The 25,263-nt window shown below is 74.9% G+C and carries 18 protein-coding genes; 14 read left to right on the top strand and 4 right to left on the bottom strand.

Going from position 1 to position 25,263, the window contains the following annotated elements; all coding sequences use genetic code 11:
• Positions 1 to 376 precede the first annotated feature (376 nt).
• From AB0I29_RS15930 to AB0I29_RS15920, 3 genes are all read left to right on the top strand, one after another.
• A complete protein-coding gene (locus AB0I29_RS15930) occupies positions 377 to 718 on the top strand; it encodes a WhiB family transcriptional regulator (RefSeq protein ID WP_285108429.1) in 342 nt (113 codons plus the stop codon).
• A gap of 114 nt (positions 719 to 832) precedes the next feature.
• Positions 833 to 4,216, top strand: coding sequence for a glycosyltransferase (locus AB0I29_RS15925; protein WP_357482977.1), 3,384 nt, complete (start codon positions 833 to 835; stop codon positions 4,214 to 4,216).
• Positions 4,213 to 5,865, top strand: a complete 1,653-nt coding sequence (locus tag AB0I29_RS15920) for a DUF5719 family protein (RefSeq protein WP_357482972.1) — start codon at positions 4,213 to 4,215, stop codon at positions 5,863 to 5,865. Before AB0I29_RS15925 ends, AB0I29_RS15920 begins: the two co-directional genes overlap by 4 nt.
• A gap of 24 nt (positions 5,866 to 5,889) precedes the next feature.
• Here the strand turns inward: AB0I29_RS15920 and AB0I29_RS15915 are convergent, their stop codons facing one another.
• Positions 5,890 to 6,525: a metallopeptidase family protein gene (locus AB0I29_RS15915; protein ID WP_357482968.1), complete on the bottom strand. Its 636-nt coding sequence runs from the start codon at positions 6,523 to 6,525 to the stop codon at positions 5,890 to 5,892.
• Positions 6,526 to 6,611: 86 nt separating this feature from the next.
• Here AB0I29_RS15915 and AB0I29_RS15910 point away from each other — a divergent pair, with 86 nt between their 5' ends.
• Positions 6,612 to 8,276, top strand: a complete 1,665-nt coding sequence (locus tag AB0I29_RS15910) for a DUF2142 domain-containing protein (RefSeq protein WP_357482963.1) — start codon at positions 6,612 to 6,614, stop codon at positions 8,274 to 8,276.
• Between the two features lie 1,339 nt (positions 8,277 to 9,615).
• Here the strand turns inward: AB0I29_RS15910 and AB0I29_RS15905 are convergent.
• On the bottom strand, positions 9,616 to 11,250 hold the full coding sequence (locus AB0I29_RS15905) for a glycosyltransferase family 39 protein (RefSeq protein ID WP_357482957.1): 1,635 nt from the start codon (positions 11,248 to 11,250) through the stop codon (positions 9,616 to 9,618).
• A 166-nt stretch (positions 11,251 to 11,416) separates the two neighbouring features.
• On the opposite strand from AB0I29_RS15905, the gene AB0I29_RS15900 reads away from it, so the two are divergent.
• Genes AB0I29_RS15900 through AB0I29_RS15885 form a run of 4 tightly spaced genes read left to right on the top strand, consistent with a single transcriptional unit; the run spans position 11,417 to position 14,979 of the window.
• Entirely contained in the window at positions 11,417 to 12,496 is a 1,080-nt protein-coding gene (locus AB0I29_RS15900; RefSeq protein WP_357482950.1) for a glycosyltransferase family 2 protein, read from the top strand.
• Positions 12,493 to 13,608, top strand: coding sequence for a glycosyltransferase (locus AB0I29_RS15895; RefSeq protein ID WP_357482947.1), 1,116 nt, complete (start codon positions 12,493 to 12,495; stop codon positions 13,606 to 13,608). The genes AB0I29_RS15900 and AB0I29_RS15895 overlap by 4 nt, the downstream gene beginning before the upstream one ends.
• A complete protein-coding gene (locus AB0I29_RS15890) occupies positions 13,605 to 14,564 on the top strand; it encodes a lysylphosphatidylglycerol synthase domain-containing protein (protein WP_357482944.1) in 960 nt (319 codons plus the stop codon). Before AB0I29_RS15895 ends, AB0I29_RS15890 begins: the two co-directional genes overlap by 4 nt.
• 52 nt (positions 14,565 to 14,616) lie before the next feature.
• A complete protein-coding gene (locus AB0I29_RS15885) occupies positions 14,617 to 14,979 on the top strand; it encodes a DUF3499 domain-containing protein (protein ID WP_026366101.1) in 363 nt (120 codons plus the stop codon).
• 72 nt (positions 14,980 to 15,051) lie between these two features.
• Here AB0I29_RS15885 and manA read toward each other — a convergent pair whose 3' ends face one another.
• A complete protein-coding gene (gene manA, locus AB0I29_RS15880) occupies positions 15,052 to 16,302 on the bottom strand; it encodes a mannose-6-phosphate isomerase, class I (RefSeq protein WP_285108203.1) in 1,251 nt (416 codons plus the stop codon).
• A 180-nt stretch (positions 16,303 to 16,482) separates the two neighbouring features.
• Between manA and AB0I29_RS15875 the strand changes: the two genes are divergently transcribed.
• Together AB0I29_RS15875 and AB0I29_RS15870 are read left to right on the top strand one after the other, a co-directional pair.
• Positions 16,483 to 17,988, top strand: coding sequence for a phosphomannomutase/phosphoglucomutase (locus tag AB0I29_RS15875; protein ID WP_357482940.1), 1,506 nt, complete (start codon positions 16,483 to 16,485; stop codon positions 17,986 to 17,988).
• Positions 17,985 to 18,185: a hypothetical protein gene (locus AB0I29_RS15870; protein WP_285108206.1), complete on the top strand. Its 201-nt coding sequence runs from the start codon at positions 17,985 to 17,987 to the stop codon at positions 18,183 to 18,185. The genes AB0I29_RS15875 and AB0I29_RS15870 overlap by 4 nt, the downstream gene beginning before the upstream one ends.
• 31 nt (positions 18,186 to 18,216) lie before the next feature.
• Here AB0I29_RS15870 and AB0I29_RS15865 read toward each other — a convergent pair whose 3' ends face one another.
• Positions 18,217 to 19,593, bottom strand: coding sequence for a SpoIID/LytB domain-containing protein (locus AB0I29_RS15865; protein WP_357482935.1), 1,377 nt, complete (start codon positions 19,591 to 19,593; stop codon positions 18,217 to 18,219).
• A 155-nt stretch (positions 19,594 to 19,748) separates the two neighbouring features.
• Between AB0I29_RS15865 and AB0I29_RS15860 the strand changes: the two genes are divergently transcribed.
• From AB0I29_RS15860 to AB0I29_RS15845, 4 genes are all read left to right on the top strand, one after another.
• On the top strand, positions 19,749 to 21,713 hold the full coding sequence (locus AB0I29_RS15860) for an N-acetylmuramoyl-L-alanine amidase (protein WP_357482931.1): 1,965 nt from the start codon (positions 19,749 to 19,751) through the stop codon (positions 21,711 to 21,713).
• An 83-nt stretch (positions 21,714 to 21,796) separates the two neighbouring features.
• Complete coding sequence (locus tag AB0I29_RS15855; RefSeq protein ID WP_285108210.1) at positions 21,797 to 22,732, top strand: hypothetical protein; 936 nt, start codon at positions 21,797 to 21,799, stop codon at positions 22,730 to 22,732.
• 110 nt (positions 22,733 to 22,842) lie between these two features.
• The gene (locus tag AB0I29_RS15850) at positions 22,843 to 24,180 is read left to right on the top strand and encodes a polysaccharide pyruvyl transferase family protein (RefSeq protein WP_285108212.1); all 1,338 of its coding nucleotides are present in this window, start codon (positions 22,843 to 22,845) and stop codon (positions 24,178 to 24,180) included.
• Positions 24,181 to 24,286: 106 nt separating this feature from the next.
• Positions 24,287 to 25,186 carry a hypothetical protein gene (locus AB0I29_RS15845; protein ID WP_357482926.1) on the top strand — a complete coding sequence of 300 codons (900 nt, stop codon included), beginning with the start codon at positions 24,287 to 24,289 and terminating at the stop codon, positions 25,184 to 25,186.
• The last annotated feature ends 77 nt before the right edge of the window (positions 25,187 to 25,263 follow it).

Below are 25,263 nucleotides of genomic sequence, written 5' to 3'. Positions count from 1 at the left end.
CCCACATCCCGACCTGATCGTTATCGCGGTCGCCGGTCCGCTGGTTCACCGGCCATTGTCCGCAGGGGGCCGCAAGGACACTCCGGCGTGTCGGCGCGCCGGAGGTTTCGCAGGCCGGAAAGGCGGCCGGCGAGTGAGACGTGCGCCACGACCTGCGGAAGGACTCGTGAATTACCCGTGGAACCCGTGGGCGATAGCACATTTCCGCTTGACGACTCCAGGCGACACGCGTGTAATTCCATGTATGCAGTTTTCGTAGCGAATACGCAACGGGGCCTGAAACTGCAGGTCTGGCCAGTCAGGCTTGATGGGTCGGTCGATCACACGATCTACCGGCCAGGCCTCGGGGCACGGACACGGCATGGAGGGGCACGTCATGTGGAACATGCTGGAATCGGACGTGGAGTTCCCGACTGACGCTGAGAGCGAGGTGGCACCGGTGGCACCGGTCCTGCCCCTCTTCGGTGAGCTGTATGTGCTGACGGAGCCGGACGAGTCCTTGCTCGGCTGGCAGGAGCGCGCCCTGTGCGCGCAGACCGACCCGGAGGCCTTCTTCCCGGAGAAGGGCGGGTCCACACGCGAGGCCAAGAAGGTCTGCTCGGGCTGCGAGGTCCGCGCGGAGTGCCTGGACTACGCGCTGGAGAACGACGAGCGGTTCGGCATCTGGGGCGGTCTCTCGGAGCGCGAGCGCCGCAAGCTCAAGCGCCGCGCCGTGTGACACGTCCCCCTCCAGGCGGGCTCGGCAGGGGGAGCGCAAGCAGCGCACCGTTCGGCGCCCGACCGGCGCGTCTGCGGCGTGTCGGCACAGACGCGCCGCATGATGTGAGGCGAGATGAGCGCTCCACGTACCGACAGCCTGTCGGCCCCCAGCCCGGACCGGGGCTCCCATGCCGCCCCGGCGGGTCCGGTGTGGGCCAAGGTCCCGGCCCAGCCCTCCGTGCAGCCGCCCGTGGCGGTCACGGTGACCGCCGTCGTGGTGACGCGCGGCAGCAGCCCCTACCTCGCTGCCACGCTCGCCGCGCTGCGTGCTCAGTCGCGCACCCCGGACGACGTGGTGGTGGTCGACGTCGACACCGCCCCCGCGACGTCCGGCCACCAGGACCTGCAGCTCGGCGGCGCCCGGTACGTGGCCGGTGCGGGTGCCCGCAGCTTCGGTGAGGCGGTCCAGGCGATGCTCGCCGCGACCGGGGCGCCGGATCGCGGCTGGCTCTGGTTCCTGCACGACGACTCCGCCCCCGCGCCCGGCGCACTGGCAGCGCTGACGCGGGCGGTGGAGCACTCCCACGCCGTGGCGGTGGCCGGGGCCAAGCAGCGGCACTGGGAGTCGGGACCGGACGGGCTGCCGCTCGACCCGGCCGCGGCCGACCGGGGAGTCCTGGTCGAGGTGGGGCACACCGTGTCGCCCCTCGGCAGGCGCATGACCGGCATCGACGACACCGAGATCGACCAGGGGCAGCACGACTCGCGCGAGGACGTGCTCGCCGTGGGGCTCGCCGGGGCGCTGGTGCGCGCGTCGGTGTGGCGCGAGGTGGGCGGCACCGACCCGGCGTACGGCCAGTTCGGCGACTCGACCGACTTCTGCCGGCGCGTGCGGCTCGCGGGCCACCGCGTCGTCGTGGTGCCGGACGCCGTGGTGCGGCACGCGCAGGTGGCCCTGCACGCGCCCGGCTCGGCCGGTGCGCGCCGCCGCAGCCAGCTCTACCTGCGCCTCACGTCCGTCGCGCCGTGGGCCCTGCCCTTCGTGATGCTCGCGATGGTGGCCTGGGCGCCGTTCGCCGCGAGCTACCGGCTCGCCATGAAGCACCCCGACCGGGCGCGCGACGAGCTGGTCGCGCCGCTGTGGGCGGTGTTCCGGCTGGGTCCGCTGCTGCGCGCCCGACGCCGGATCGCGCGCACCTCGACCGTGCCCCGCAGCGTGCTGCGGCCGCTCCTGGGCACCTGGCGCGAGGTCGCCGCGGAACGGCGCGACAAGCGGCTTGCCCGCGGCGAGGCCCATCGCGTCGACGCCGCGCCGTCGGAGCTGGAGCAGGCCGAGCTGCAGGTCCTGGCCGTGCGGCGCCGGACGGCGCTCGCCGTGGTCGTGGTCGCCGCCGTGGGCCTCGCGGCGGCGCTGTTCGGTCCCGGGCTGGGCGCCCTCGCCTCAGGCGGGCGGCTGGTCGGCGGGGCCCTGCTCCCGGCCGGCGGCACGACGGCGACCACCTGGTCGGCGGCGACGTCCGGCTGGGTGCGCGACGGGCTCGGCACGGCCGCACCGGCCGACCCTCTCCTCCTCGTGCTCTCCGGGCTGTCGGTGCTCGCGGGCGGCACCCTGCAGCACGCGGTGAACGCGCTGCTCCTGCTGGCACTGCCGCTGGCCGCCGTCGGCGCCTGGGCCGCCGCGGGCACGGTGACGCGCTCGGTGTGGCTGCGCACGCTCGCCGCGTTCGCGTGGACCGTCGCCCCGGCATTCCTCGGTGCCCTGGACGGCGGCCTGCTCGGCGGCGTGCTGGTGCACGCCCTGCTGCCCTGGACCGCCGTCGCGCTCGTCCGCGCGGTGGGCGCCCAGGCCGTCGACCGGGTGGCGCACGCCGACGGCGCGCCGGACGCCGCGGACGGCGAGGCCGGCGTCTCTGCGTTCGCCGCACGGGCCGGCAGCGGCTCGCTCGGCGCGGCCGGGGCGGGCGGCCTGCTGCTGGCCTGCGTGGTCGCGGGCGCGCCCGTGCTGCTCCCCGCCGCGGTCCTGGTCCTGGCCGGTGCGATGCTCGTCGCCCCGCACCGGCGGGCGCACCTGGCGCTCGCCCTCGTGCCGGCCCTCGTGGTCGGCGCGCCGCTCTGGTGGACGGCGCTGCGGGACGGCGACCGCGGCCTCCTGACCGCCGAACCCCTTGCGGGATCGGGCGTCCCGGCCCCCGGTACGGCCTCCGGTCTGGAGCTGTTGCTCGGCCTGCCGGCCGCTCCCGGCGCATGGTTCGACATGCCAGACGGCGGCCCCCTGCTCACCGCCGCCGGCGCCGTGGTCGCGGCGGGGCCGTGGGTGCTCGGCGCGCTGGTGCTCGCGTTGGCGGTGCTCGGGCTGGTGGGCGCGCTCGCCGGGATCGGCCGCTCGGGCGGCACGGACGCCGCGCGGCACGTCGCGGCCACGTCGCTGGTCGGCTGGCTGGTCGCCGCCGCGGGTCTCGCCGCGGCGGTGCTCGCGCAGGACGACGGCCGCTGGGCCGGCCCCGGGCTGTCCCTGCTGCTCCTCGGCCTCGGCGCCGCGGCGGTCGCGGGCGTCGGCGTGCTCACCGGGCACGGGGCGCCGCTCCGCGGCGTCCTGGGCGCGGCGCGCACGGTCGCCGTCGTCGGCCTGACCGTGGTCGCGATGCTGCTCCCCGCGACGCAGGCGGTGGTGTGGCTGACCGGCTCCGGCAGCGTCGCGCACGGCGGCCGGTCCGGGATGCTGCACGTGACGACCGACCCGGTGGTGCCCGCCGTCGGGCAGCAGATGCAGGCGCCGCCCCGGCAGGCCCGCGTGCTGCAGGTGGGCTTCTCGACCGACGGCACGGTGCGGTACGCGCTGCTGCGGGCCGACGGCTCGCAGCTCGCCGACGCCTCCGTGGCGCCGCGCGTGGCCGCCCGTCCCGCGGGCGACCGGGCCGCGGACCCGGCGACCGACCCGGCGACCGACCCGGCCGCCGCGCTCGACGTGGCCGTCGCCGCGCTGACGTCCGGCGCGACCGAGGGGGTGCCGCAGCAGCTCGCCGACCTGGGGATCGGCGCGGTGCAGGTCCGGTCCGACGCTCCCGCCGTCGGCGACCTCGTGGCCACGCTCGACATGGTGCCCGGCATGAGCCGCGTGACCGAGGGCCAGGCGGTCTCGGTGTGGCGCGTGGCGCCTGCCGAGGAGCCGGCGCCCGGCTGGGCGCGGATCGAGGAGGACGGCGCCACGCGCCAGGTGCTGCCGTCGGGCGGCACGGCCGTGCACACGGAGGTCGCGGCCGGGGGCGCGGACCGCGTCGTCGTGCTGGCGGAGACCGCGGGCCGGGGCTGGCACGCGTCCCTCGACGGACGGCGGCTGGAACCCGTCGCCGCGGACGAGGCGGCCGGGCTGCAGGCCTTCACGCTCGGCCCCGACGCCGGGCACCTCGTGGTCCGCTACGAGGCGCCGCACCGCACGGCCTGGCTCGTGCTGACGACGTTCACGCTGGTGGTCTTCGCCCTGCTGGCACTGCCCGTGGGACGCAGGAGGGGTCGATGAAGCGCAAGAACCTGACGGTCCCGTCCGCGGTCCGGCGGGCCGCGGCCGCGGTGGGCGCCCTGCTGTGCGCGCTGGCGGTCGGCGCCCTCGCCACGACGGGTACGGCCGCCCCGGGCGGCGCCGCCCGCGACGCGGCCCCGGCCGTCGACGACGCGCGTTCCGTCCCCGTGGCGGCCACCGAGACAGGGCTGGTCTGTCCCACGCCGGCGCAGCTGGAGCAGCCCGACGTCGGGGACGACGCGTTCAGCGCGGCCCCCGTCGCGACGACCACGACGCTGACCGCGGCCGTGCTCGACGGGGCCGACGGCGAGCAGCCGGCGGTCACGACGCTCGACGGCGAGCAGGAGGCGGAGCTCACGGGGCCGCTGGAGCAGGGCACCGACGCGGCCGTGCTCGACGGCAGGTTGCCGGGCGCGCGCGTGCTGCGCCTGACGCCGGGCACGGCGACCTACGCGGCCGCGACCGTCGCGTCCGTGACCACCGAGGGCGACCTGCGCGGCCTGGTCGCCGGACCGTGCGTGGAGCCCGCCGTCGAGCACTGGCTGGTGGGCGGCAGCACCTCCGTGGGGTCGAGCGGGCGCCTGGTGCTGCAGAACCCGGGCCGCACCGCGGCCACCGTGACCCTGCAGGCCTGGGGCGCGTCCGGCCCGGTGGTGCTGGGGAGCCAGTCGCTCGTCGTCGTGCCCCCGGGGGAGCAGGTGGTCACCATGCTGGAGGCCGTCGCGCCCGACCAGAGCCGCCTCGCGCTGCGCGTCACCGCCGAGGGCGGCCGGGTGGGCGCCTACGTGCAGCACCACCGGATCGAGGGGCTCGTGCCCGCGGGCGCGGACCTCGTCGTGGGCGGCGGCGCGCCGTCGCGGACGACGGCGGTCTCGGGCGTGACCAGCACGGGCGAGACGGTGGACGACCCGCACGCCCCGCGCCTCGACGTGCTGACGCCGGGTACCCGGGCCGGCACGGCACGGCTCGCGGTGCTCGGGCCCGACGGCCCGGTCCGGTTGCGCGGCGGCGAGGAGCTGCCGCTCGAACCCGGGCAGGTCACGACCCTGCCGCTGGGCGGCCTGCCCGCGGGGAGCTACACGGTGGTGGTCGACGCCGACGTGCCGGTGGTGGCCGGCGCGGCCGTGGACCGCAAGGGCGCCGCCGCGGACGATGCCGTGATCGACGAGGACCCGTACGACCGGGCCTGGCTGGCCGGGCAGGCGGTGGCCGGGCAGACGGGCGCCGAGCAGACGGGCGCCGAGCAGACGGGCGGGACCGCCGACGGCGCGGTCGCCGTGCCGGAGGACGCCGTGTACGGCGTGACGCTGAGCGGCGTGCCCGACGAGCGCGGCCCCGACGAGATCGAGGACGCGACCGGCAGCACCGAGGTCACGCTGCGCGGCGTCGGGCCGGACGGCGAGGTGGCCTGGACGCATGCGGTCGACGTGCCCGCGGGGCAGACCGTCGAGGTGGGCTGGTCCGAGCTGGAGGAACTCGGCGACGCCGTGGCGGTGGTCGCGGAGCAGCCCGCCGACCAGCCCGAGGTGGTCTGGTCGGTACGGCTGGTCCAGGCCGACGACGCGAGCCTGTTCTCGGTGCTGGCCCCGACGCCGCCGCTCGCGGCGGACGGCGACGTGCGCGTGCGCCGGGTCGACGCCGCGGGCTGACCCTGAGGCCACCGACCCCGTGACCTAGGAGCGCTCGCCGAAGTTCGGGTCGATCTCCTCGGGCGTGCGGGCCAGCAGGTGCGCCACCTGCTCCACGACCACGTCGCGCACCAGGTCCGCGAGGTCGTCCAGGTCGACGGCCCGTACCTCCACGGGACGGCGATAGACCACCACGCGGCCGGGGCGCCCGGCCTCGGCGGGGAAGAAGCGTCCGAGCAGCACGCCGCCGTCCTCCCACGGCGCGGGGTCCGACGGCGGCACGTCCTCCACGGCGAACTCGGTGCCGTGCAGGTGCGTGGCCCAGGTCCGGTCGAGGTCCTCGACGACGTCGAGCACGAGGTCGTCGAACCGCTGCGCGCGGGTGCGGTGCGCGGGGGTGCCCGGCGGGAACATCGGGCCGCGCAGTCCGCGCCCGCGCCGGTCCCGCCGCCGCGGCCCCGCATCCTGCCCGGAGGCCTCGCCGGGCGCGCCGGGGCGGGCGGCCGCGAGCCGGAGCAGGTCGGCCTGCGAGGCCTTGGAGATCCCGGTGGGGCCGGGTGAGCCGCTGGTGGAACCGGTACCGGAGGAGCCGTTGCCGGAGGAGCCGCTGGACGAGCTGCCGGCAGGGCCGGAGCCACGGCCCGACCGCCGGTTCCGGCCGCGAGGAGAAAACGGAGGCACCTACTGACGATACGTCGGATCGGGGGTGCGATCGGTCATCGCCACGACGAGGGGCTCACGTCACCTCGCACCCCTATCCTGTGGGCGTGCGCGACGATCCCGCCGAGGCGGCGTACCGCAGAGCCCTGGCGCTGGTCACCGCGCTCGTCGTCCTGGTCGGCGGGCTGTGGGCGGTGCTGACCCCGGCGTTCCGCGCCCCCGACGAGCCGCAGCACGTCAACAGCGTGCTCCGCCTCGCGCACGGCGGCGGCTGGCCGCCCGCCGGCGAGGCGCTGGTGGGGCCCGCCGTCGACGCGGCGCGGGACCAGGCCGCGCTGGACACCGACGTGCCCGGGCGGCACCTCGACCGCGACGGCATCCCCGCGTTCGTCGGCGTGCCGCCCACCCCGGACGCCGAGCGGGGCACGGTGACCGGCGCGAACGCCCTGGCCGACCCGGTGCCGCCGGGCACCAGCACGCGGCACCTCGCGACCTCGGCCGTGGACCAGATGACCCAGCACCCGCCGCTGTACTACGCGGTGGCGGCCGGCGTGCTGTACGCCACGGGCCTGGCCGAGGCGCGGTGGGACCTCCAGCTCCTGGCGCTGCGGCTGTTCGACGTCGTCCTGCTGGCGCCCCTGCCGCTGCTGGCCGCCGCGGCGGTGCGCCGGCTGTCGCGGTCGCGGGCGGCGGCGCTCGTGGCGGCGTCGTTCACGCTGTTCGTGCCGCAGGTGGGGCACATCCTGGGCAGCGTCACCAACGACGCCCTCGTCACGCTCACCGGCTCCATGACCGGGTACCTCTGCGTGCGTGTGCTCACGGGCGACCTGCGGCCGCGGACGGCGGCCGCGCTCGGCGCGGCGGTGGGCCTCGGGCTGCTCACCAAGGTGATGGCGGCGTTCGCGCTGCCCGTGGTCGTGGCCGCGTACCTCCTGGCGTCCGGCCCGCGCGTCCGGCGTGCGGCCGGTGCGCTGTTGGCGGGCGGCGCGGCGTTCGCCGTCGGCGGCTGGTGGTGGCTGCGCAACCTGCTGGTGCTGGGCACGGTGCAGCCCGTGGGCATCCCGGACCGGTTCCCCGAGGCGGAGCCCCGGGGTCTCTGGTACTTCCTGCGGACCGTCGTGACCAGCCTGACCAGGTCGTTCTTCGGCAACTTCGGCTGGCTGGAGGTCCGCGTGCCCGAGGCCGTCTTCTGGACGGCGGCCGTCGTCGTCGCGGCCCTCTGCGCGCTGGCCGTGCTGCGCGGTCCCGCGCGGCGCGCCACCGCCGTCCTGGTGCTGCAGCCGGTGGCGCTGTGGTGCGGCGTGCTGGTCAACGCCTGGCCCGACTACGCGGCCCACGGCTGGATCTCCGCCGTGCAGGGCCGCTACCTGTTCGCGGGCCTCCTGGCGCTGAGCGCCGGGACGGCGCTGGGCCTGCTCGCCCTGCTCGGGCCGCGCCTGCGCCGCGCCACGCCCTGGGTGGTCGTCGCGGCGGGCCTGGTCTCCGCGAGCGGCCTCGCCTACGGGTTCTGGGGTTTCTACCAGGGCCCGGGGCAGTCCGTGGCCGACGCCGCGGCCCGCTGGGCCGGGTGGAGCCCCCTGACCGGGGCTCAGCTCGTGGCGGTCGGCGTCGTGGTCATGGCCGGGGCGATCGCCGCGGTGGTGGCCACGGCCCGGTTCGCGCGCGTCGCCCCGGAGTCCCGGACCGCCCGCAGCGCGAGCGTCGACGAGACGGCAACGGCGCCGGCCGCGAGCACGCCCACGACCGCGGCCGGCAGCGGCAGCTCGGCGTAGTAGCCGGGCGGCGCGGGCGTGGCGAGCTCGACCGAGAGCCAGACCGCCAGGTCCGCCACCGTCAGGGCGGTCCAGGCGGGGACGAGCAGCCGGGGCCGCACCGCCAGGCCCGCCGCGATCGCGAGGCACAGCGGGAGCGAGACCACGAGCAGGTACCGCGGGTAGACGCCGCCGCTGCTGGCGGCATACGTGACCTGCACGGTCACCGAGACCGCGACGGCAGCGACGGGCAGGGCGAGCAGCAGCAGCCGGTCGGTGCTGTGCGCCGTCGCGTCGTCCGGCCCGTCCGGCGGCACGGAGGAGGTGAGGCCCCGGGCGGCCGCCCGGCGGCGTCGGACCGCCGCGACCAGCGCGAGCACCAGGGGTGTCCAGACGAGCAGCGCGGCGGTGACCACCATCGTCGTGAGCGTGAGCGCCGTGTTCGGGGGCAGCCGCCCGGCCCACCAGAACAGGTCGGGCAGGCGGGTCCAGGTCTCCGGGTCGGCGAGCACCGCCCACACGGGACGCTCCTGCCGGTTCTGGTTGGCCAGCGCCCAGTCGAAGTGCGAGCCGGTGACCGTGCCGGTCAGCTCCAGGTTGCGCAGGTAGAACCAGCCGCTCGTGGCCAGCACGGCGCCGGGTCCGGCCAGCGCCAGTGCGCCGACGTGCGCCCACCGGCCCCGGCCCTGCGTGGCCCGCACCGCCCCGGCGGCCAGGGCGAAGCCCGCGACGACGGCGGCGATGAGCGCGGCGGACAGCCGGGTCAGCGCGCACGTCGCCGCGACCAGCGACAGCAGGGCGATCAGCCGGGCGTCGAGCCCGCGCCGGACCGCCGTCGCGGCCAGCCCGAACAGGACGGTGACGGCGGTGGCGGCGAGCAGGTCGTTGTACGCGCTGCCGCCGACGTGCGCCGCGGCGGGCATGGCCCCCGCGAGGAAGGCGACGAGCGGGGGCAGCGGGCTGCCGGGCCGGGTCAGCCGGCGCGCGCTCCACCACGCCGCGAGCACGAGGACGCCGCTGAGCAGCACGTTCACGCCGCGGGCCGCGTACACGGCGGCGACCGGCTGGCCGGCGTCCGCCAGGGGGCCCACGAGCGGGGCGACCAGCAGGTAGTACAGCGGCGGGTGCTGGGCGGTCCACTGCACGGGGGCGAGCCACGCGCCGTCGGGCCGCAGCGCGAGGCCGTCCTCGAAGACGGGCAGCGCGCCGTGCCACACCTGGTAGGCGTAGTCGACGTGCGGGGGCTCGTCGCCGGTCGCGTAGGGCGCGTCGGCGAGGGCGACGGTGAGGGACAGGAGCATCCCGGAGAGCATCGCGACCAGGAGGGCCAGGCGTTCGGCCCGCTCCCCACGCAGCCGGGTCATGCGGCCGGCACCGGGTCGGCGTCGGCCGCGCGCCGCCGGGCGGCGTCGTCCGGCGGCGGGGCGGCGGCGGTCCGCGCGACCGAGACCGCGACGGCCACGGCGAGCGCCGTCCCGGCGGCCGCCACCGCGCCGAGCACCGCGGCGGGGAACGGGTACCAGTGGCCGACGGCGGCCAGCGCGCTGCCGAGCGCGCCGGGGCCGTGCGCGGGCCACCAGTACAGGCGCCACACGTCGTACTGGTAGGCCAGGTGCATGCCCCCGGCGAGCACCAGCAGCGCCGTGGGCACCGCCCGTCGCCACCGGGGTCGCAGGACGGCGGCGCCCGCGAGCGCGACGACCAGCAGTCCGACCAGGCCGGTGTAGAGGTAGCGGCCCTGCTGTGCGGCGCCGAGGTCACCGAACGCGGCGAACTGCTCCCAGGACCCGCGGGCGACGATCCCGGCCAGCGCGGGCACGGGGAACAGCAGCACGAGCGCGTCGAGGCGGGGCACCGGCCGCCGTGCCAGGGCGGCGGCGATCCCGGCGACGACGAGGACGAGCGCCACGCGCGCCGCCCACCAGGACGCGTCGTGCGCGCGGGCGGCGGCGTGGTCCTGGACGAAGAAGAGCGTGACCATGCGTTCGGCGAACCGCCCCAGCCAGGTGAGGCCGCCGTCGGACCAGCCGTGCACGGGGGTGAGGTCGGGCGGGGTGGCGTGGGTGCCGTGCGGCTGGAGCATCCCGTGGACCACCACGTTGCGCACCCACCACGCGATCCCCGGCACGGTGACGACGGCGACCACCAGCAGCGACGTCGCGGCCGACCGGACGCGGCCGCGGTAGCGCCACGCGGCGACGAGGTAGGCCAGGAGGATCCACGCGGGGAACATCAGCGCGAAGCCCTTGGTCAGCAGCGCGAGCGACGAGACGAGCCCGAGCAGCAGGGCCGTGCGGCGGGTGAGGTCGCCCGTGAGCACGCGGGTCACCAGCAGCGTGGCGCACGCGCCGAGGATCACCAGGAGGTTGTCGTTGTTGACGGCGGACTCGAGGTGCGTCAGCTCGGGGACGGCGAGCGGGGCCAGGGCCGCCGCGACCGGCAGGGGTTCGGGGAGGCGCAGCCTGCGCGCCGTCGCGAACAGGAGCAGCGGCAGCGGGAGCGCGAGCAGCGCGTTCCACCAGCGCAGGAGCAGCCAGACCTGGTCCAGCGGGGCGTCCTGCCACCCGGGCACCAGGCCTACGACGCCCGCGCCCAGCAGGTAGTACAGCGGCGGGTGCTGCACGAGCTGGTTGAACACCGGGGCCTCGTGGCCGTCGGGCCCCTGCGCCGTCAGGGTGGCGGGGCCGCCGGCTGCCCGGTACGACGGGCGCTCGCCGCGCGGCGGCACGTCGTCGCGGTCCGCGAGGTGCTGGGGCCCGTCCAGGCTGTCCGCGTCGACGAAGCCGCCCGCCGTCACGCCCTGGGTGACGTACGTGGTGCCGGGGGCCGGCCACGGCCAGGCGTCGCCCTGCCGCACCTGGAGCACGAGGTCCACGTGCTGGCGCTCGTCGGGCGAGCGGACGTTGGGGAAGACCGCGGTCTGGGCGAGCATGACGGCCAGGTGCAGGAGCACGATCAGCCACACGACGCCGGGGACCGCGCGGGGTCTGGACACGCGTGCAGGGTAGCCACGGCAGGTTGCCCCGGCCGGGTGCCCCCGGTCACGGCCGGGTAACAGTCATTCCTCGGCACCCAGTGTTCATGCCCTGGTCATGTGCCGCTCCTACGCTCGTGACGACAGTCACTGCTCCTCGGAACACTGCTCATCGAAAGCACAGGCCATGAAGCTGTTCGTGCAGATTCCCTGCTTGAACGAGGAAGAGACCCTTCCTGACGTGCTTGCCACGATCCCCCGCAGCATCCCGGGGGTCGACGAGATCGAGATCCTGGTCGTCGACGACGGGTCCACGGACAACACCGTGGAGGTCGCGCGCCGCCTCGGCGTGCGCCACTTCGTGCGGCACACGAGGAACATGGGCCTGGCCCGGTCGTTCCGCGACGGCGTGGACTACGCGCTGCGGCACGGCGCGGACGTCGTGGTGAACACCGACGGCGACAACCAGTACCCGCAGGAACGGATCGGCGACCTGGTGCTGCCCGTGGTCCTCGGGAACGCCGACATCGTGATCGCCGACCGGCAGACCGCCACCATCGCGCACTTCTCCCCGCTCAAGAAGCTGCTGCAGCAGGCGGGCAGCGCGGTGGTGAACTTCGCCGCCGGGACCGACCTGCCCGACGCGGCGAGCGGGTTCCGCGCCTACTCACGCGCGGCGCTGCTGCGGCTCAACGTCGTCACGCAGTTCAGCTACTGCATGGAGACGATCATCCAGGCCGGGCACAAGCGGCTGCGGATCGCGAGCCTGCCGGTCACCACCAACCCGAAGACCCGCGAGTCCCGGCTCTTCACGAGCATGTGGCAGCACATCGCCAAGTCGGCCCAGGCCATCAGCCGGTCCTACGTGATGTTCAAGCCCCACACGGTGTTCGTCACGCTCGGGCTCCTGTTCGCGCTCGGCGCCGCGCTCCCGTTCGGCCGGTACGCGCTGCTCCTCGCCACGGGAACCGCGGGGCAGCACCTCCAGTCGATCGTGCTCGGGGCGACGTCGCTGGTCGGGGCGCTGCTCAGCTTCGCCCTGCTCGTGCTGGCCGACCTCCAGCGCACCAACCGCGTGCTGCTCGAGGAGACGCTGGAGCGACTCAAGGAGGTGCAGTACGGCACGACGGCGGGACCCGCCCTGCCCGGTGCGCCGCAGAACGGCCGGCCCTCGGGCGGCAACCTGCCCGGGCCGGTCGACCGGTCCGCCGGCCCGGCCCGGCCCGTGGGGCCGGGACTCGCGGACGTCCCCGCGAGCGTGCAGTGATCACCTTCGGCACGTACGACGCCGCACGACACCCCCGCACCGCCGTCCTGGTCGCCGGGCTGCGCGCCCACGGGGTCAAGGTCACCGAGCTGAACCGGCCCCTCGGCCTCTCCACCGCCGAACGGGTCCGGATGCTGCAGCAGCCCTGGCGGCTGCCCGTCCTCGCCGCCCGCCTGCTGCGGTGCTGGGCCGCGCTGATCGGCGACGCCGTGCGGCACCGGCGGGCGGAGGGCCGGCCCGAGGCGGTGCTCGTGGGGTACCTGGGCCACTTCGACGTGCTCCTGGCCCGCCTCCTGTTCCCGCGGTCCGTCGTGGTGCTCGACCACCTCGTCTTCGCCGGGGACACCGCCGCCGACCGCGGGGCCGCCGGCCTGCGCGTCCGGCTGCTGACCGGGCTCGACCGGCTGGCCGTCGCGTGCGCCGACGTGGTGGTCACCGACACCGACGAGCACCGGCGGATGCTCCCCGACCCGGACCAGGGCGTGGTCGTGCTGGTCGGCGCCCCGGACGAGTGGCGGACGGCGGGGGAGACCCCGCCGCCGGCGCCGGCGTCCGGACCGGGCGGCGAGCACCACCTGTCCGTCGTCTTCTTCGGGCTGTACACCCCGCTGCAGGGCGCGCCCGTCATCGCCGAGGCGGTGCGCGACGCCGTCGCGGCGGGCGCACCCCTGCGCGTCACGATGGTCGGTGCGGGCCAGGACCTGCCCCGCACCGGCGAGATCCTGGCGTGCACGCCGGGCGTGACCTGGCACGACTGGGTCGAGCCCGGCGAGCTGCCCGCCCTGGTCGCCGCGCACGACGTCTGCCTCGGCATCTTCAGCGACACCCCGAAGGGCCTGCGCGTGGTGCCCAACAAGGTGTACCAGGGCCTCGCGGCCGGCTGCGTCGTGGTCACCTCGGACACCCCGCCGCAGCGCCGCGCGCTCGGGGAGAGCGTCGAGCTGGTCCCGGCGGCCGACGCCGCGGCGCTCGCGGCCGAGCTCGTCGGCCTGGGCGATCCGGCGGCGCTGTCGGCCGCCCGGGAGCGGGCCGCGCGCGGCCGCGACCGGATCCGGCCCCAGGTGGTGACCGAGCCGCTGGTGGCCGAGCTGCGGCGCCGGGGCGCGCTGTGACCGGAGGGCCGGGTGCGCTCGCGATGGTCCGCTCGCGCTGGGTGCGGTGGGGCTTTCTCGCCGTCGCCCTGACGCTCGCGCTCTGGTACGTGGTCGCCCACCGCGAGGCGCTGGTGCGGGCCGCGGCCGGGCTGTCCGCGGCCGAGGTGGCGGTCGTCGTCGTCCTCGGGGTGGCGTACGTGTGGTGCACGCTGCTGGCGTGGCGCGCGGTCCTGGCCGACCTGGGCTCGCCGCTGCCGCTGCGCGGCGCCGTCGCGGTGTTCGGCACCAGCCAGCTCGGCAAGTACGTGCCGGGCGGGGTGTGGAACGTCGTGGCCGCCGCCGAGGTAGGCGCCGGGCACGGCGTGCCGCGCGCCCGGTCGGCGGCCGCGATGCTGGTGGCCGTCGCGGTCTCGGTCGCCTCGGGCGCGGCGGTGGGCGCGGTGGCACTCCCGCTCCTCTCCGCGGATGCGCTCGGCGCGTGGTCCTGGGTGGTGTGGGCCGCGCCCGCGGTCGTGGTGGTCCTCGCACCGCCCGTGCTGAACCGCCTGATCGCGCTGGCCCTCCGGGTCGCCCGGCGCGGCGCGCCCGAGCGGCCGATGACCTGGGGCGGCCTGGGCCGCGCCGCCGGGTGGTCGGTGGCCGGCTGGCTGGTGGCGGGGCTGCAGCTCTGGGTGCTCTGCCTGGGGCTGGGCCTGCCCCCGACCGCCCGGACGTTCGCCCTGGCGACGGGCGGCTGGGCGCTCGCCTGGACCGCCGGACTCCTGTTCGTGGTCGCGCCGGCGGGTGCGGGCGTGCGGGAGGTGGTGCTCGCGGCGGTGCTCGCCGGGGTGCTGCCGGGGCCTGCCGCAGGGCTCGCGGTGCTCGTCAGCCGGGTGGTCCTGACCCTGGTCGACCTGGCGTTCGCGGGCGCGGGGCTGCTGCTCGCGCGTGCCGCCGGACGAATTGGTGCCGGATCACCGCCGTTACGCCCGTGAATGCCCGGCGTGTTCGGCACGTCCTACCCGGTCAGCGGCGTAGTCTCGGCGCGTGAGATCGGTGAGACAGTGTTCGCGCTCGGCCTGCACCAATGCGGCCGTGGCGACGCTCACGTACGTGTACGCGGACTCGACCGCGGTCTTGGGTCCGCTGGCGCACCTGGCCGAGCCCCACAGCTACGACCTGTGCGCGGAGCACGCCGAACGGCTGACCGCGCCGCGCGGGTGGGAGGTGGTGCGCCTCATGCCCGAGTTCGAGGACGCGGGGCCGAGCCCCGACGACCTGTCCGCGCTGGCCGACGCCGTGCGCGAGGCCGGCCGCCGGCGTCGTCCGGCAGAGCCGCCCACGGTGACCGAGACGGCGCGCCGCGGCCACCTCCGGGTCCTGCGCGCGGACGACGACAACTCCGCCTGAGCTCCCGTCACGTGTCAGACGTACAGGTCACCGGAGTGACCTGTACGTCTGACACGGAACGGCGGAAGGGGATCAGGGGACCCAGGCGCAGACCGCGTGGCCCGCTCCGGTCAGCTCCAGGTTGCCGGCGTCGTGCGGCACGAAGACCGACTCGCCCTGGGCCAGGCGCTGCGGCCCCTCCTCGGACCGGTCCGCCGTGAGCACCAGCTCGCCGTCCAGGCACAGCAGGATGCGCGGCCCCGTCGCGGGCAGCGCCACGGGCTCGCCCGGGTCGACGTCGGCCGTGGTCAGCGCGAACTCCGTGACCGGGACGCGGTAGGTGTGCACCTGCCCGCGGCTGCCCGCCGTCGTCACCTCGGGGGCGGACGGCTGCTGCGGGGCGAACACGGTGCACGCGACGAGGTTCTCCTCGTCCACGAGCTTGGTGGTCAGGCCCGCACGGAGCACGTTGTCGGAGCTGGCCATGATCTCGATGCCCACGCCGGACAGGTAGGCGTGCACCACGCCGGCGGGCGTGAACGCCGCCTCGCCCGGCTCCAGCGAGAACCGGTTGAGCATGAGGGACGCGATGGCGCCCGGGTCGCCGGGGTGCTGCTCGGCGAGGTCGATCACCGTGCGGTCGGCGCGCTCGAACGGGGAGCCGGCCGCCAGGCGGGCCCGGACCGAGCCGAGGGTCGCCTCGATGTCGGCGGCGCAGGCCTCGTCGGCGCGCGCGGACAGCAGGTGGTTGAACGCCTCGCGCATGCCGTCGTGGCTGCGGTCGTGCAGCAGGGCGGCCCGCACGCTCGCGACCATCTCGCCCGACAGGCCCTCCAGCACGTCGAGGATGGTGCGCGGCGTGCGGAAGCCCGCCAGCCCCTCGAACTGCGAGAGCGCGACGATCATCTCGGGCTTGTGCTGGTCGTCCTTGAACGACCGCTTCGGCGAGGTCAGCGGCATCCCGGCCTTGTTCTCGCGCGCGAAGCCCTCCCGGGCCTGCCGCGGCGAGGGGTGCACCTGCAGCGACAGCGCCTTGCCGGCGGCCAGCACCTTGAGCAGGTACGGCAGGCGCGGCCCGAACTGCTCCGCGACCCGGTGGCCGAGCGTCTGCACGGGCGCCTCGCGGACCAGGCGGTCGAGGGCGACGTGGTCGACCTCGCCGTCGCGCGTGATCGCGCTGACCGACGGCGCGCTGGTGTGCGCGCCGAGCCACATCTCCGCCTGCGGCTCACCGTCCGGTTCCGCGCGGAGCAGGTGCGGGATCGCGTCGACGGATCCCCAGTCGTACCGCTGGATCGTGTTGGTCAGCGGGAGCGGGGCGTGGAACTGGGCAATCGCAAGCACCGCGCAAGGATAACCGTACGAAACATCCGGTTCCTGGACAGGATGCGGGGACGCCGTGCGGGGACGACGTGGGCGACGTGCCGCGACGCGCGCCGGCGGCCCGCGGTCGGGGCACCCCTACCCGCAGATCGGGGGCACCCCTGATCGCGGTGGGCCGCCCGGGTTCCGTAGGCTGGCGGCGTGGCCATCGACCTGAGCACCCTCGTCAAGGCGTACGACGTACGCGGTGTTGTTCCCGACCAGCTCTCCCCGCACGTCGCGCAGGCCCTGGGGGCCGCGTTCGCCCGGGTGGTCGTGCTCGCGGACGCCGCGGCCGGCTCCACGGACGGCGACGACGGCGCCGGCGGCGACCCGGCCGCCCGCCCCGCCATGGTGATCGGCCGGGACATGCGCGACTCCGGTCCGGAGCTGGTGGACGCGTTCGCCCGGGGGGTGACCGACCAGGGCGTGGACGTGACGCTGATCGGGCTGTGCTCGACCGACGGGCTCTACTTCGCGTCGGGGCGGCTGGACGTGCCGGGCGCGATGTTCACCGCGAGCCACAACCCGGCGCGCTACAACGGCATCAAGCTGTGCCGCTCCGGCGCGCGGCCGGTGGGGCAGGAGACCGGCCTGGCTCAGGTCCGGGAGCTGGCGCAGGGTTACCTGGACGGCGGGCTCCCGGAGCCGGTGGCCGAGCCCGGCCGGGTCACCGAGCAGGACGTGCTCGCCGACTACGCGGGGTTCCTGCGGGAGCTGGTGGACCTGTCGCAGGTGCGGCCGCTGAAGGTGGTCGTGGACGCGGGCAACGGCATGGGCGGCCTGACGGTCCCCGCCGTCCTGGGGGACGCCGCGGGCCTGGCGGGGCTGCCGCTTGAGGTGGTGCCGCTGTTCTTCGAGCTGGACGGCACGTTCCCCAACCACGAGGCCAACCCGCTGGAGCCGGCCAACCTGATCGACCTGCAGGCCGCGGTCGTGGCGAACGAGGCGGACCTGGGGCTCGCGTTCGACGGCGACGCCGACCGGTGCTTCGTGGTGGACGAGCGCGGCGGCGCCGTCTCGCCGTCGGCCATCACGGCGCTGGTCGGGCTCGCGGAGGTGACCAAGGAGCTGGCCGCGGGCCGCACGCCGACGGTGATCCACAACCTGATCACCTCCCACGCGGTCCCGGACCTGCTGTCCGCGGCGGGCGCTCAGACCGTGCGCACCCGGGTGGGGCACTCGTTCATCAAGGCGCAGATGGCGGAGCACGACGCGGTGTTCGGAGGGGAGCACTCGGCGCACTACTACTTCCGCGAGTTCTGGTTCGCGGACACCGGGATGCTGGCCGCGCTGCACGTGCTGGCCGCGCTCGGGTCGCAGGACCACACGATGTCGGAGCTGGCCGAGATGTTCGAGCCGTACGTCGGCTCGGGCGAGATCAACTCGACGGTGCCGGACGCCGCCGCGGCGACCGAGCGGGTGCTGGACGCCTACCGGGCGGCGTACCCGGGGATCGTGGTGGACACGCTGGACGGGGTGACGGTCTCGCACTGGGAGTCGCACCCCCAGTGGTGGTTCAACCTGCGCGCGTCCAACACCGAGCCGCTGCTGCGGCTGAACGTCGAGGCCGCCGACCAGGACATCATGGAGAAGGTGCGCGACGACGTCCTGTCGCTCGTGCGTGATCCGGCCGCCGAGCCGGCCGAGGGAGAAGAGACACCGTGAGCACTGCCAAGACCGAGGCGCTGGAGCCGTGGGTGCGCGAGATCCTGCGCTGCCCCGTGACCGGGGCGACCCTGACGGACGGCGTCGGGCCCGGCGGCGAGCCGGAGCTGCACTCGACCGACGCCGAGCGGCCGCTGGCCTACCCCGTGCGCGACGGCATCCCGGTGCTGCTGGAGTCGGACGCCCGCCCGCTCTGAGCGGCCGGTCGGGCCGAGCAGCCGGCCGGGCTCAGCCCGGCCGGATGCTCGTGAACCAGGACGACGGCACGTTGCCCGCCGAGGTCTTCACGCCCACGCGTGACCGGATCTGGTCGGCCTTGCCCGAGATGCTCCGGGTGGCGCCGCTCGGCGACGTGGCCACGAGCCGCTTGACCTGACCGCTCGAGTACCGGTCCGTCACCCTGATCGACGCGACCCGGTCCAGGCCGAAGAGCTGCTGCGCCCTGGCCTGGCTGAGCGCCCGCTCCCACCGCACCATGCCGTTGCCGGGGGCCGCCTTCGAGTACGGGTCCGTCTCGGACCGCTCGTAGGGCACGGCCGACGACCAGACGTCCTCGGACCGCGCGCTCCGCCAGCCGTACCGGCTGCTCCCGCCGCTCGACGAGTAGTAGTGGGCGGCCACCGGCCGGCCGCCGTAGGTCAGCACGCTCGCCCGGGTGAGCGTGCGGGCCGTGGAGCTGACGGCCTTGCGCCAGTACGTGCTGCCGTCACCCGACGCCTTCTTCCACCCGGAGAACTGCTGGTCGCGGATGTCGTCCACGACGTGGCAGCGGCAGACCGCCTTGCGCTGCCCCGTCTCCAGCACCGCGTAGGAACGGGCGACCACGGCCTGGGCGCGCAGCGCCTGCTGGCCGCCGGCCGAGCCCCAGGAGGAGGGCATCTCGGCGACGCCGTACAGGTAGTCGGTGTTCAACCGCAGCCGGTTGACGATGTTCGGCACCCCCTCGGAGGCGCTGAGCAGCAGCCGCCCGGACCGGTAGGAGCCGTGCGCGCCCTTGACGCTCGCCGTCGCCGGGCTCGCGCCGGGCTTGTAGTAGGGCGTCCCGGCCCACTGCAGCACGAGCTGGTCGTGCCGGTGCAGCACGCCGTCCGGGGTGCGCACCAGCACGTCGCCCTTGGCCGTGGACACGTTCAGCGTGCCCGCCGGGCCGAAGGCCACGGTCCGCTCGCCCGCGCGCAGCCGCCATCCGCCGCCGCGCACCGTGACCCTGGTGGCGCCCGAGTCGCCGTAGCTCGCGTACGAGTACGGGTCCGGCCCGTAGACCTGGACGTCGATCAGGGCCTTGGTGTTCACCCGTTTGGCCACGGTGCCCTGGTAGTAGTGCGCGAGGATGCCGGCGGCGGAGTGCCCCCGCCGGGACATCTCGTAGGCGCCGTACTGCGGCATCCCGACCCCGTGCCCGAAGCCCGAGCCCTCGATGACGAACCGGTCCGGCACCGCTGCGCTCGCGGTACCCGGGGCCGCGACGAGCGACGCCGCCGCGAGGACGAGGGGGAGGAACAGGTGGCGCCAGCGGTGCCGGCGACGCCGCCCGGGCTGGCGTTCGCGCCCGCCGCGCGAGGCGGGGGAGGGGACGGGTCGTTCGGCGTCGGCTCGTGTGCTCATGGTGATCACCCCTGACTGCACTGTGCATCACCGCCGGACGCTCGGCACCCGGGGTCGCCCCGGAGTCACCCGGGAGTCACCCGTGACTCACCCGAAACGGGTGATTGATGCCAACTTGGGTGCGGTGTCGCCCTGTCGTGCCTACGGTCGGGGCCATGACGCCACTCGTGCGGAGAACGACCACGACATCCCTGGTACTCGTGCTCTCCGCCGGTGGCGTGCTGCTGCCGGCGGTCGAGCTGCCCCTCCCGGAGGCCTCGGCCGTGACACCGGAGCTCGACGAGGTACGCCTGACCGGCATCGATCCCGCGGCGCGGCGCGACCCGACCGCCCTGCGCGCGGCGCAGGGGCACGACGAGGCCCACGCGGACGCCCACGCGGAGACGAAGGCCGACGCCGGGGCGGGCACGGAGGGCGGCACGCGGTCCGACGCCGCCGAGGCGGCACCCGGCCGGCTCGCGGCGCTGAGCCGCCGCACCGAGACCCTGGAGTTCCTCGTGGCCGGCGTCACCTGGGACGCCGGCACGGACGAGGAGGTCACCGAGGTCGCCCTGCGCGTCCGGGAGGACGACGGCTGGGGCGCCTGGCAGTCGGTCGGCGTCGAGGAGGTCGGTGCCGACGGCGCCGGGGTCCCCGGCGGCCGGGCCGGGACCGAGCCGTTCCTCTCCGCCGGCGCCGACGCCGTCCAGGCCCGCGTGCGGACGGTGAGCGGGCGGACGCCGTCGGGCCTCCGGGTCGACGTCGTGGACCCGGGCGCGACGGCCGCCGACGCGAACGCGGGGGCGGCGGCGCAGCCGGCGGGCTCGGCGAACGCGGCGACCGGCGACGAGATCCGGCCGGCGCTGGTGTCGCGCAGGAGCTGGGGCGCCGACGAGTCGCTGGGGGAGGTGTGGCCCGAGGTGTCGGGACGGCTGGACGCGATGTACGTGCACCACACGGCGGGCACCAACTCCTACAGCCGGAGCCAGTCGGCGGCGATCGTCCGGGGCATCTACGCCTACCACACGCGGTCCCGCGACTGGCCGGACATCGGCTACCAGTTCCTCGTCGACCGGTACGGGACGGTCTTCGTGGGGCGCCGGGAGGCGGCGACGGACAACCCGATCGGAGCGCAGGCGGGCGGCTTCAACACCGGCACCATCGGCATCTCCGCGATGGGCAGCTTCGACTCGGCGTCCCCGACGTCGTCCCTGCTGCGCAGCCTGGAGCGCGTGCTCGCGTGGAAGGCGTACCGCTACCACATGCCCGTCACCGGGACCGTCCGCCTGCCCAACGGCGGCAGCACGGGGTCCGGCACGCGCAGCGACCCGGGCGACGTGGTGCGGGTGCCCCGCATCCTCGGTCACCGCACGACGAACTGGACCGCGTGCCCCGGGACCCGGCTGGCCGAGCGCCTCCCGGCGATCCGCCGGGCGGTGAACGCGATGAAGAGGGCCGCGCTCGACCGGTACGGCACCGTGCGCTACACCACCGGCACGGTCACGGCCCGGGCCGCGGAGGGGAACCAGTACCCGGTCCAGTGGCCGGCCCGCACGCGGTTCCGATGGGCCGCCGAACCGGGGGCGGTGCGCTACCAGGTGCTGGAGCGGTACGCGGGCTACCGGTCGCCCATGCCGAACGAGCGCTACTGGCGCCGCATCATCACGGTGTCGGGCACCTCGGCCAACCTGTACGCCGCCGAGGGGCTCTCGGTGCAGTACGGCGTGCGCGCGGTCGACCGCAACGGCCGGCTCGGCCCGATCTCGCACCTCGTGCGGACCACCCGCCCCGTGTCCTTCGCCTCGATGGCCCGCACCACGGGCACGTGGGCCCTGGTGCGCAACGACGCCTACTTCCGCGACCGGGCCTGGTCCACCGTCCACGCCGACAGCCGGCTCGTGGTGTCCGACGTCGAGCGCGTGACCCAGGTCCGCGTCATGACCGCGACGGCGCCCGGGCGCGGGCGGGTGGCCGTGTACGTGGGGGCCACCCGGGTGGGCGTGCTCGACACCGACCGGCCGAGCGCGGCGCAGCGGGTCCTCACCGTCCGCCTCCCGCGGACGATGTCGGGGCGGGTGACGCTGCGCACGCTCGACGACGCCCGGGTGCGGGTCAGCGGGGTGGCGTTCGTGCGGTGGTGAGGTGCCCGGAAAGCACTTCACGGAGCGGGTAGGGACCGCCTGTATCCTCGTGGGCGTTCATCCGCCCCGAAAGGTTGGTTCCCGTGAAGCACCTCGTCCTGCACGTCGGCGCGCACAAGACCGGTACGACGCTGGTGCAGAAGGCCCTGCGTGCTAGTCGTGAGGCCTTCGCGGCGCGTGGTTACGACGTACTCATCCGCAACGAGTACGAGAACCTCACCGAGGGTTACCACTCCCGGTGGCGCAGGCAGGGCGGCACCCTCCGCAACGTGACCCGGGCCTTCGAGATGGTCCGGAACGCGGCGACGCAGGACAGCCTGATCATCTCGCACGAGGACCTCCTGGCCTCGGTGCACTCGTTCCGGACGGGTCCCCTGTACGCGCCCGCCGGCGACGTGCTGGGGATCGCCCAGGAGGTGCTGCGGCCGGAGCGCACCACGGTGCTGCTGTACGTGCGCCGCCAGGACCGGTTCGTCGAGAGCTCCTACCTCCAGACCGTGCGCGTGGGCTCCACCCAGTCGTTCGAGGAGTTCATGGAGCCCGTGACCACGGACAACCTGCGGTGGGACACCCTGGTCGAGACGATCAAGGGGGCCGTCCCCGCGGACGCCGAGGTGCGGGTCAACTACTTCGAGGGCATCAAGGAGCTGCACTCGCGGCCGTTCGTGCGCGAGTTCTACCAGCAGACCGGTGCGGGTGTGACGCCCACGTTCTCGTTCAACACCGAGGCCGTCAACCGCGGGTACTCTGACGCGGCGCTGAAGCTCGCGCTCGTCGGCAACGGCGAGCTCGACGCGGAGGACCGCCGTAAGCTCCGCCTGTTCCTCGACGCCAACTTCTCCAACGTGACGCACCCGTCGCCGCTGCTCCTGACGCCGGAGCAGCGCGAGCAGATGCTGACCGAGCTCGCGCCGTCCAACAAGGCGCTGCACGAGATGGTGACACCCGGCCTCTCCCAGGCCGCGGCGGACCTCGCGGTGAACAAGGGCGAGTCGCCGTACCTCCGCGGTGGGAAGTGACTCGAACCGCGACATGACGTTCCGTCGCCCAGGGGGCGGCGGGCTTGGCAGATCTGACCACAGTGATCAAGGATGGTTCCCGTGCATTCCAAGACCCGGCGCGTGACACGATGAAGCGACTTCGACTGTTCCATTTCGACATCAAGACGTACGGCAACTACGGGGACACCCTGCTGTTCGAGACCGTGCGCGAGCTCTTCGAGGGCTTCGCGGGCGGGGACGCCTTCGAGATCGTCCAGAGCCGACAGCTGCGCGACCCCGTGACCCCGCGTCTGGTCGACTTCATCAACGAGAACGTCGACGCCGTCGTCGTCGGCGGTGGTGGCCTGTTCCTCAGCGACACGAACCCGAACCAGCGCTCCGGCTGGCAGTGGAACATCTCGCTGGACCTGCTGCGCCGCATCGAGAAGCCGCTCATCATCTTCGCGGTGGGCAACAACCGCTTCATCGACCAGCCGGACTTCGAGGACCCGTTCCGCGAGCACGTCAACCTGACGCTCGAGAAGTCGGTCTTCTTCGGCCTGCGCAACCACGGCTCGGTGGAGACCATCAAGCCGTACATCACCCCGTCGAACCGGGACCGGGTCACGTACCAGCCGTGCCCGACGACGCTCTCGTCGTTCCTGTACCCGGACCTGTTCCGCGACGAGATCCCGCACGAGCGCCGCATCTCGGCCGAGTCGATCGTGGGCAAGCGCCAGGCGCGCGCCGGGTTCGACGCCGACAAGATCTACGCCGACCAGGTGGACGTGCTGGCCAAGCTCTCCGGTGAGGGCTGGCGCATCGAGAGCGTGCCGCACGCCCGCGCCGACATGGGCTTCCACGACCGGCTCACCGAGCGTGGCATCGTGGACAGCGAGCACGTGCTGTGGGGCAACCGCGACGTGCTCTACCAGGGCATCGAGTACTTCGCGGGCCTGCCGATGATCCTGGGCACGCGCGGCCACGCGCAGATGGTGCCGTTCGGCATGGGCGCGATCCCGCTGTCCCTGTACGTGCACCACAAGATCCGCTACTTCGCGACCGACATCGGCCACGCGGACTGGGCGATCGACCCGCGCGCGGACGGCTTCCAGGACACGCTGTACCGGACCATCAACGAGTCCTACGAGCGCCAGCCGGAGCTGCGCAAGGAGCTGGCGGGCGTCCGCCAGGGCTTCTTCGACACGTCGATGGACAACCTCTCGACGATCTACAAGAACCTCACGGGCGAGACGGTCACGCCGTCGTTCCGCGCGCTGACGCCGCCGGAGCGCCGCACCGCGGCGCGGGCGTACGACTCGTCCATGCGGTTCGACAAGCTCGAGCAGGACAACGGCCGGCTCAAGCGTGAGCTGAACAAGGCCCGCAAGGACCTCGAGGCCGTGGGCGGTCCCCGCAAGCAGCTGGTCCCGGACGGCCTGCGCCGTCGGCTGCGCCCGCTGCGCAAGCGCCTCATGGGCGGCTGACCGGCCGATCCGGCCGGCGAACGCCGGGGTGGTCCTGGACCACCCCGGCGTTTTCGCTGTCCGGAGCCGGATGGCACCGCGGCCGCTCGCGCGTAGTCTCGGTGCGATGAAGCACCTCGTGCTCCACGCGGGCGCCGCCAAGACCGGCAGCACGCTCGTGCAGAAGGCCCTCAACGCCAACCGGGAGAAGCTCGGGGCGAAGGGTTACGCGGTCCTGGTCCGGCACGACTACGAGGCCGCCACCGGCGGGGCGCACGCGCGGTGGCGCCGCAGGGGCGCCGGGATCGAGAACGTCAGCCTCGGCTTCGCGCGGCTGCGGGACCAGCTCGAGCACGAGAGCCTCGTGCTGTCGCACGAGGACCTGTTCGCGACGGTGCAGTCCTTCCGCAGGGGGCCGGTCTACCGGTCCGCGGGCGACGTGCTGCGCCTCGCCGTCAAGGAGCTGCGCCCCGAGCGGATCACGGTGCTGTTCTACGTGCGCCGGCAGGACCGGTTCGTGGAGAGCGCCTACCTGCAGACCGTTCGCATGGGCTCCACCCTCACGTTCGAGGAGTTCATGGAGCCGGTCGCCGACGAGTACCTGCGCTGGGACGTGCTCGTCGACCAGATGCGGGCGGCGCTGCCCGACGGCGCGGACCTGAGGATCAAGTACTTCGAGACCATCAAGACCCTGGGGTCGCGGGGCTTCGTGCGGGACTTCTTCACGGCGACCGGGGCGGGCGTGCCGCCGACGTTCTCGTTCAACACCGAGAGCGTCAACCGGGGCTACTCGGACGTGGCGCTGCAGATCGCGCTCCTCGGCAACGCCCTGCTGGAGAAGCAGGACACGCAGGAGCTCCGCCACTTCCTGGACGCGCGCTTCTCCAACCTCACGCATCCGCCGCCGCAGCTCCTGACCCCCGAACGGCGGGCCGGGCTGCTCGCCGCGCTCGCGCCGTCGAACGAGGCTCTGCACCGCCAGATCGGCGCGGACGGCACGTCGCCGTACCTGCCCGGCGCCGGGTGACACCGTAGCCGTCCCCGCGCAGGTCCGGCGGCTCGCGGCTATATTCCCCTCAGGGGGCAGCCGCGCGATGTGAGGGG

Origin of the sequence: Promicromonospora sp. NPDC050262 (assembly GCF_040655935.1) — a bacterium.
GTDB lineage: Bacteria > Actinomycetota > Actinomycetes > Actinomycetales > Cellulomonadaceae > Promicromonospora.
Note: the sequence above shows the minus strand (reverse complement) of the source record. Positions and strands in the feature narration are given on the sequence as shown.

Excerpts from the sequence above, each read along its gene's own strand:
- AB0I29_RS15930 (WP_285108429.1), top strand. The coding sequence starts at position 377 with ATGTGGAACATGCTGGAATCGGACGTGGAGTTCCCGACTGACGCTGAG.
- AB0I29_RS15925 (WP_357482977.1), top strand. The coding sequence starts at position 833 with ATGAGCGCTCCACGTACCGACAGCCTGTCGGCCCCCAGCCCGGACCGG.
- AB0I29_RS15920 (WP_357482972.1), top strand. The coding sequence starts at position 4,213 with ATGAAGCGCAAGAACCTGACGGTCCCGTCCGCGGTCCGGCGGGCCGCG.
- AB0I29_RS15900 (WP_357482950.1), top strand. The coding sequence starts at position 11,417 with ATGAAGCTGTTCGTGCAGATTCCCTGCTTGAACGAGGAAGAGACCCTT.
- AB0I29_RS15865 (WP_357482935.1), bottom strand. The coding sequence starts at position 19,593 with ATGAGCACACGAGCCGACGCCGAACGACCCGTCCCCTCCCCCGCCTCG.
- AB0I29_RS15860 (WP_357482931.1), top strand. The coding sequence starts at position 19,749 with ATGACGCCACTCGTGCGGAGAACGACCACGACATCCCTGGTACTCGTG.
- AB0I29_RS15850 (WP_285108212.1), top strand. The coding sequence starts at position 22,843 with ATGAAGCGACTTCGACTGTTCCATTTCGACATCAAGACGTACGGCAAC.
- AB0I29_RS15845 (WP_357482926.1), top strand. The coding sequence starts at position 24,287 with ATGAAGCACCTCGTGCTCCACGCGGGCGCCGCCAAGACCGGCAGCACG.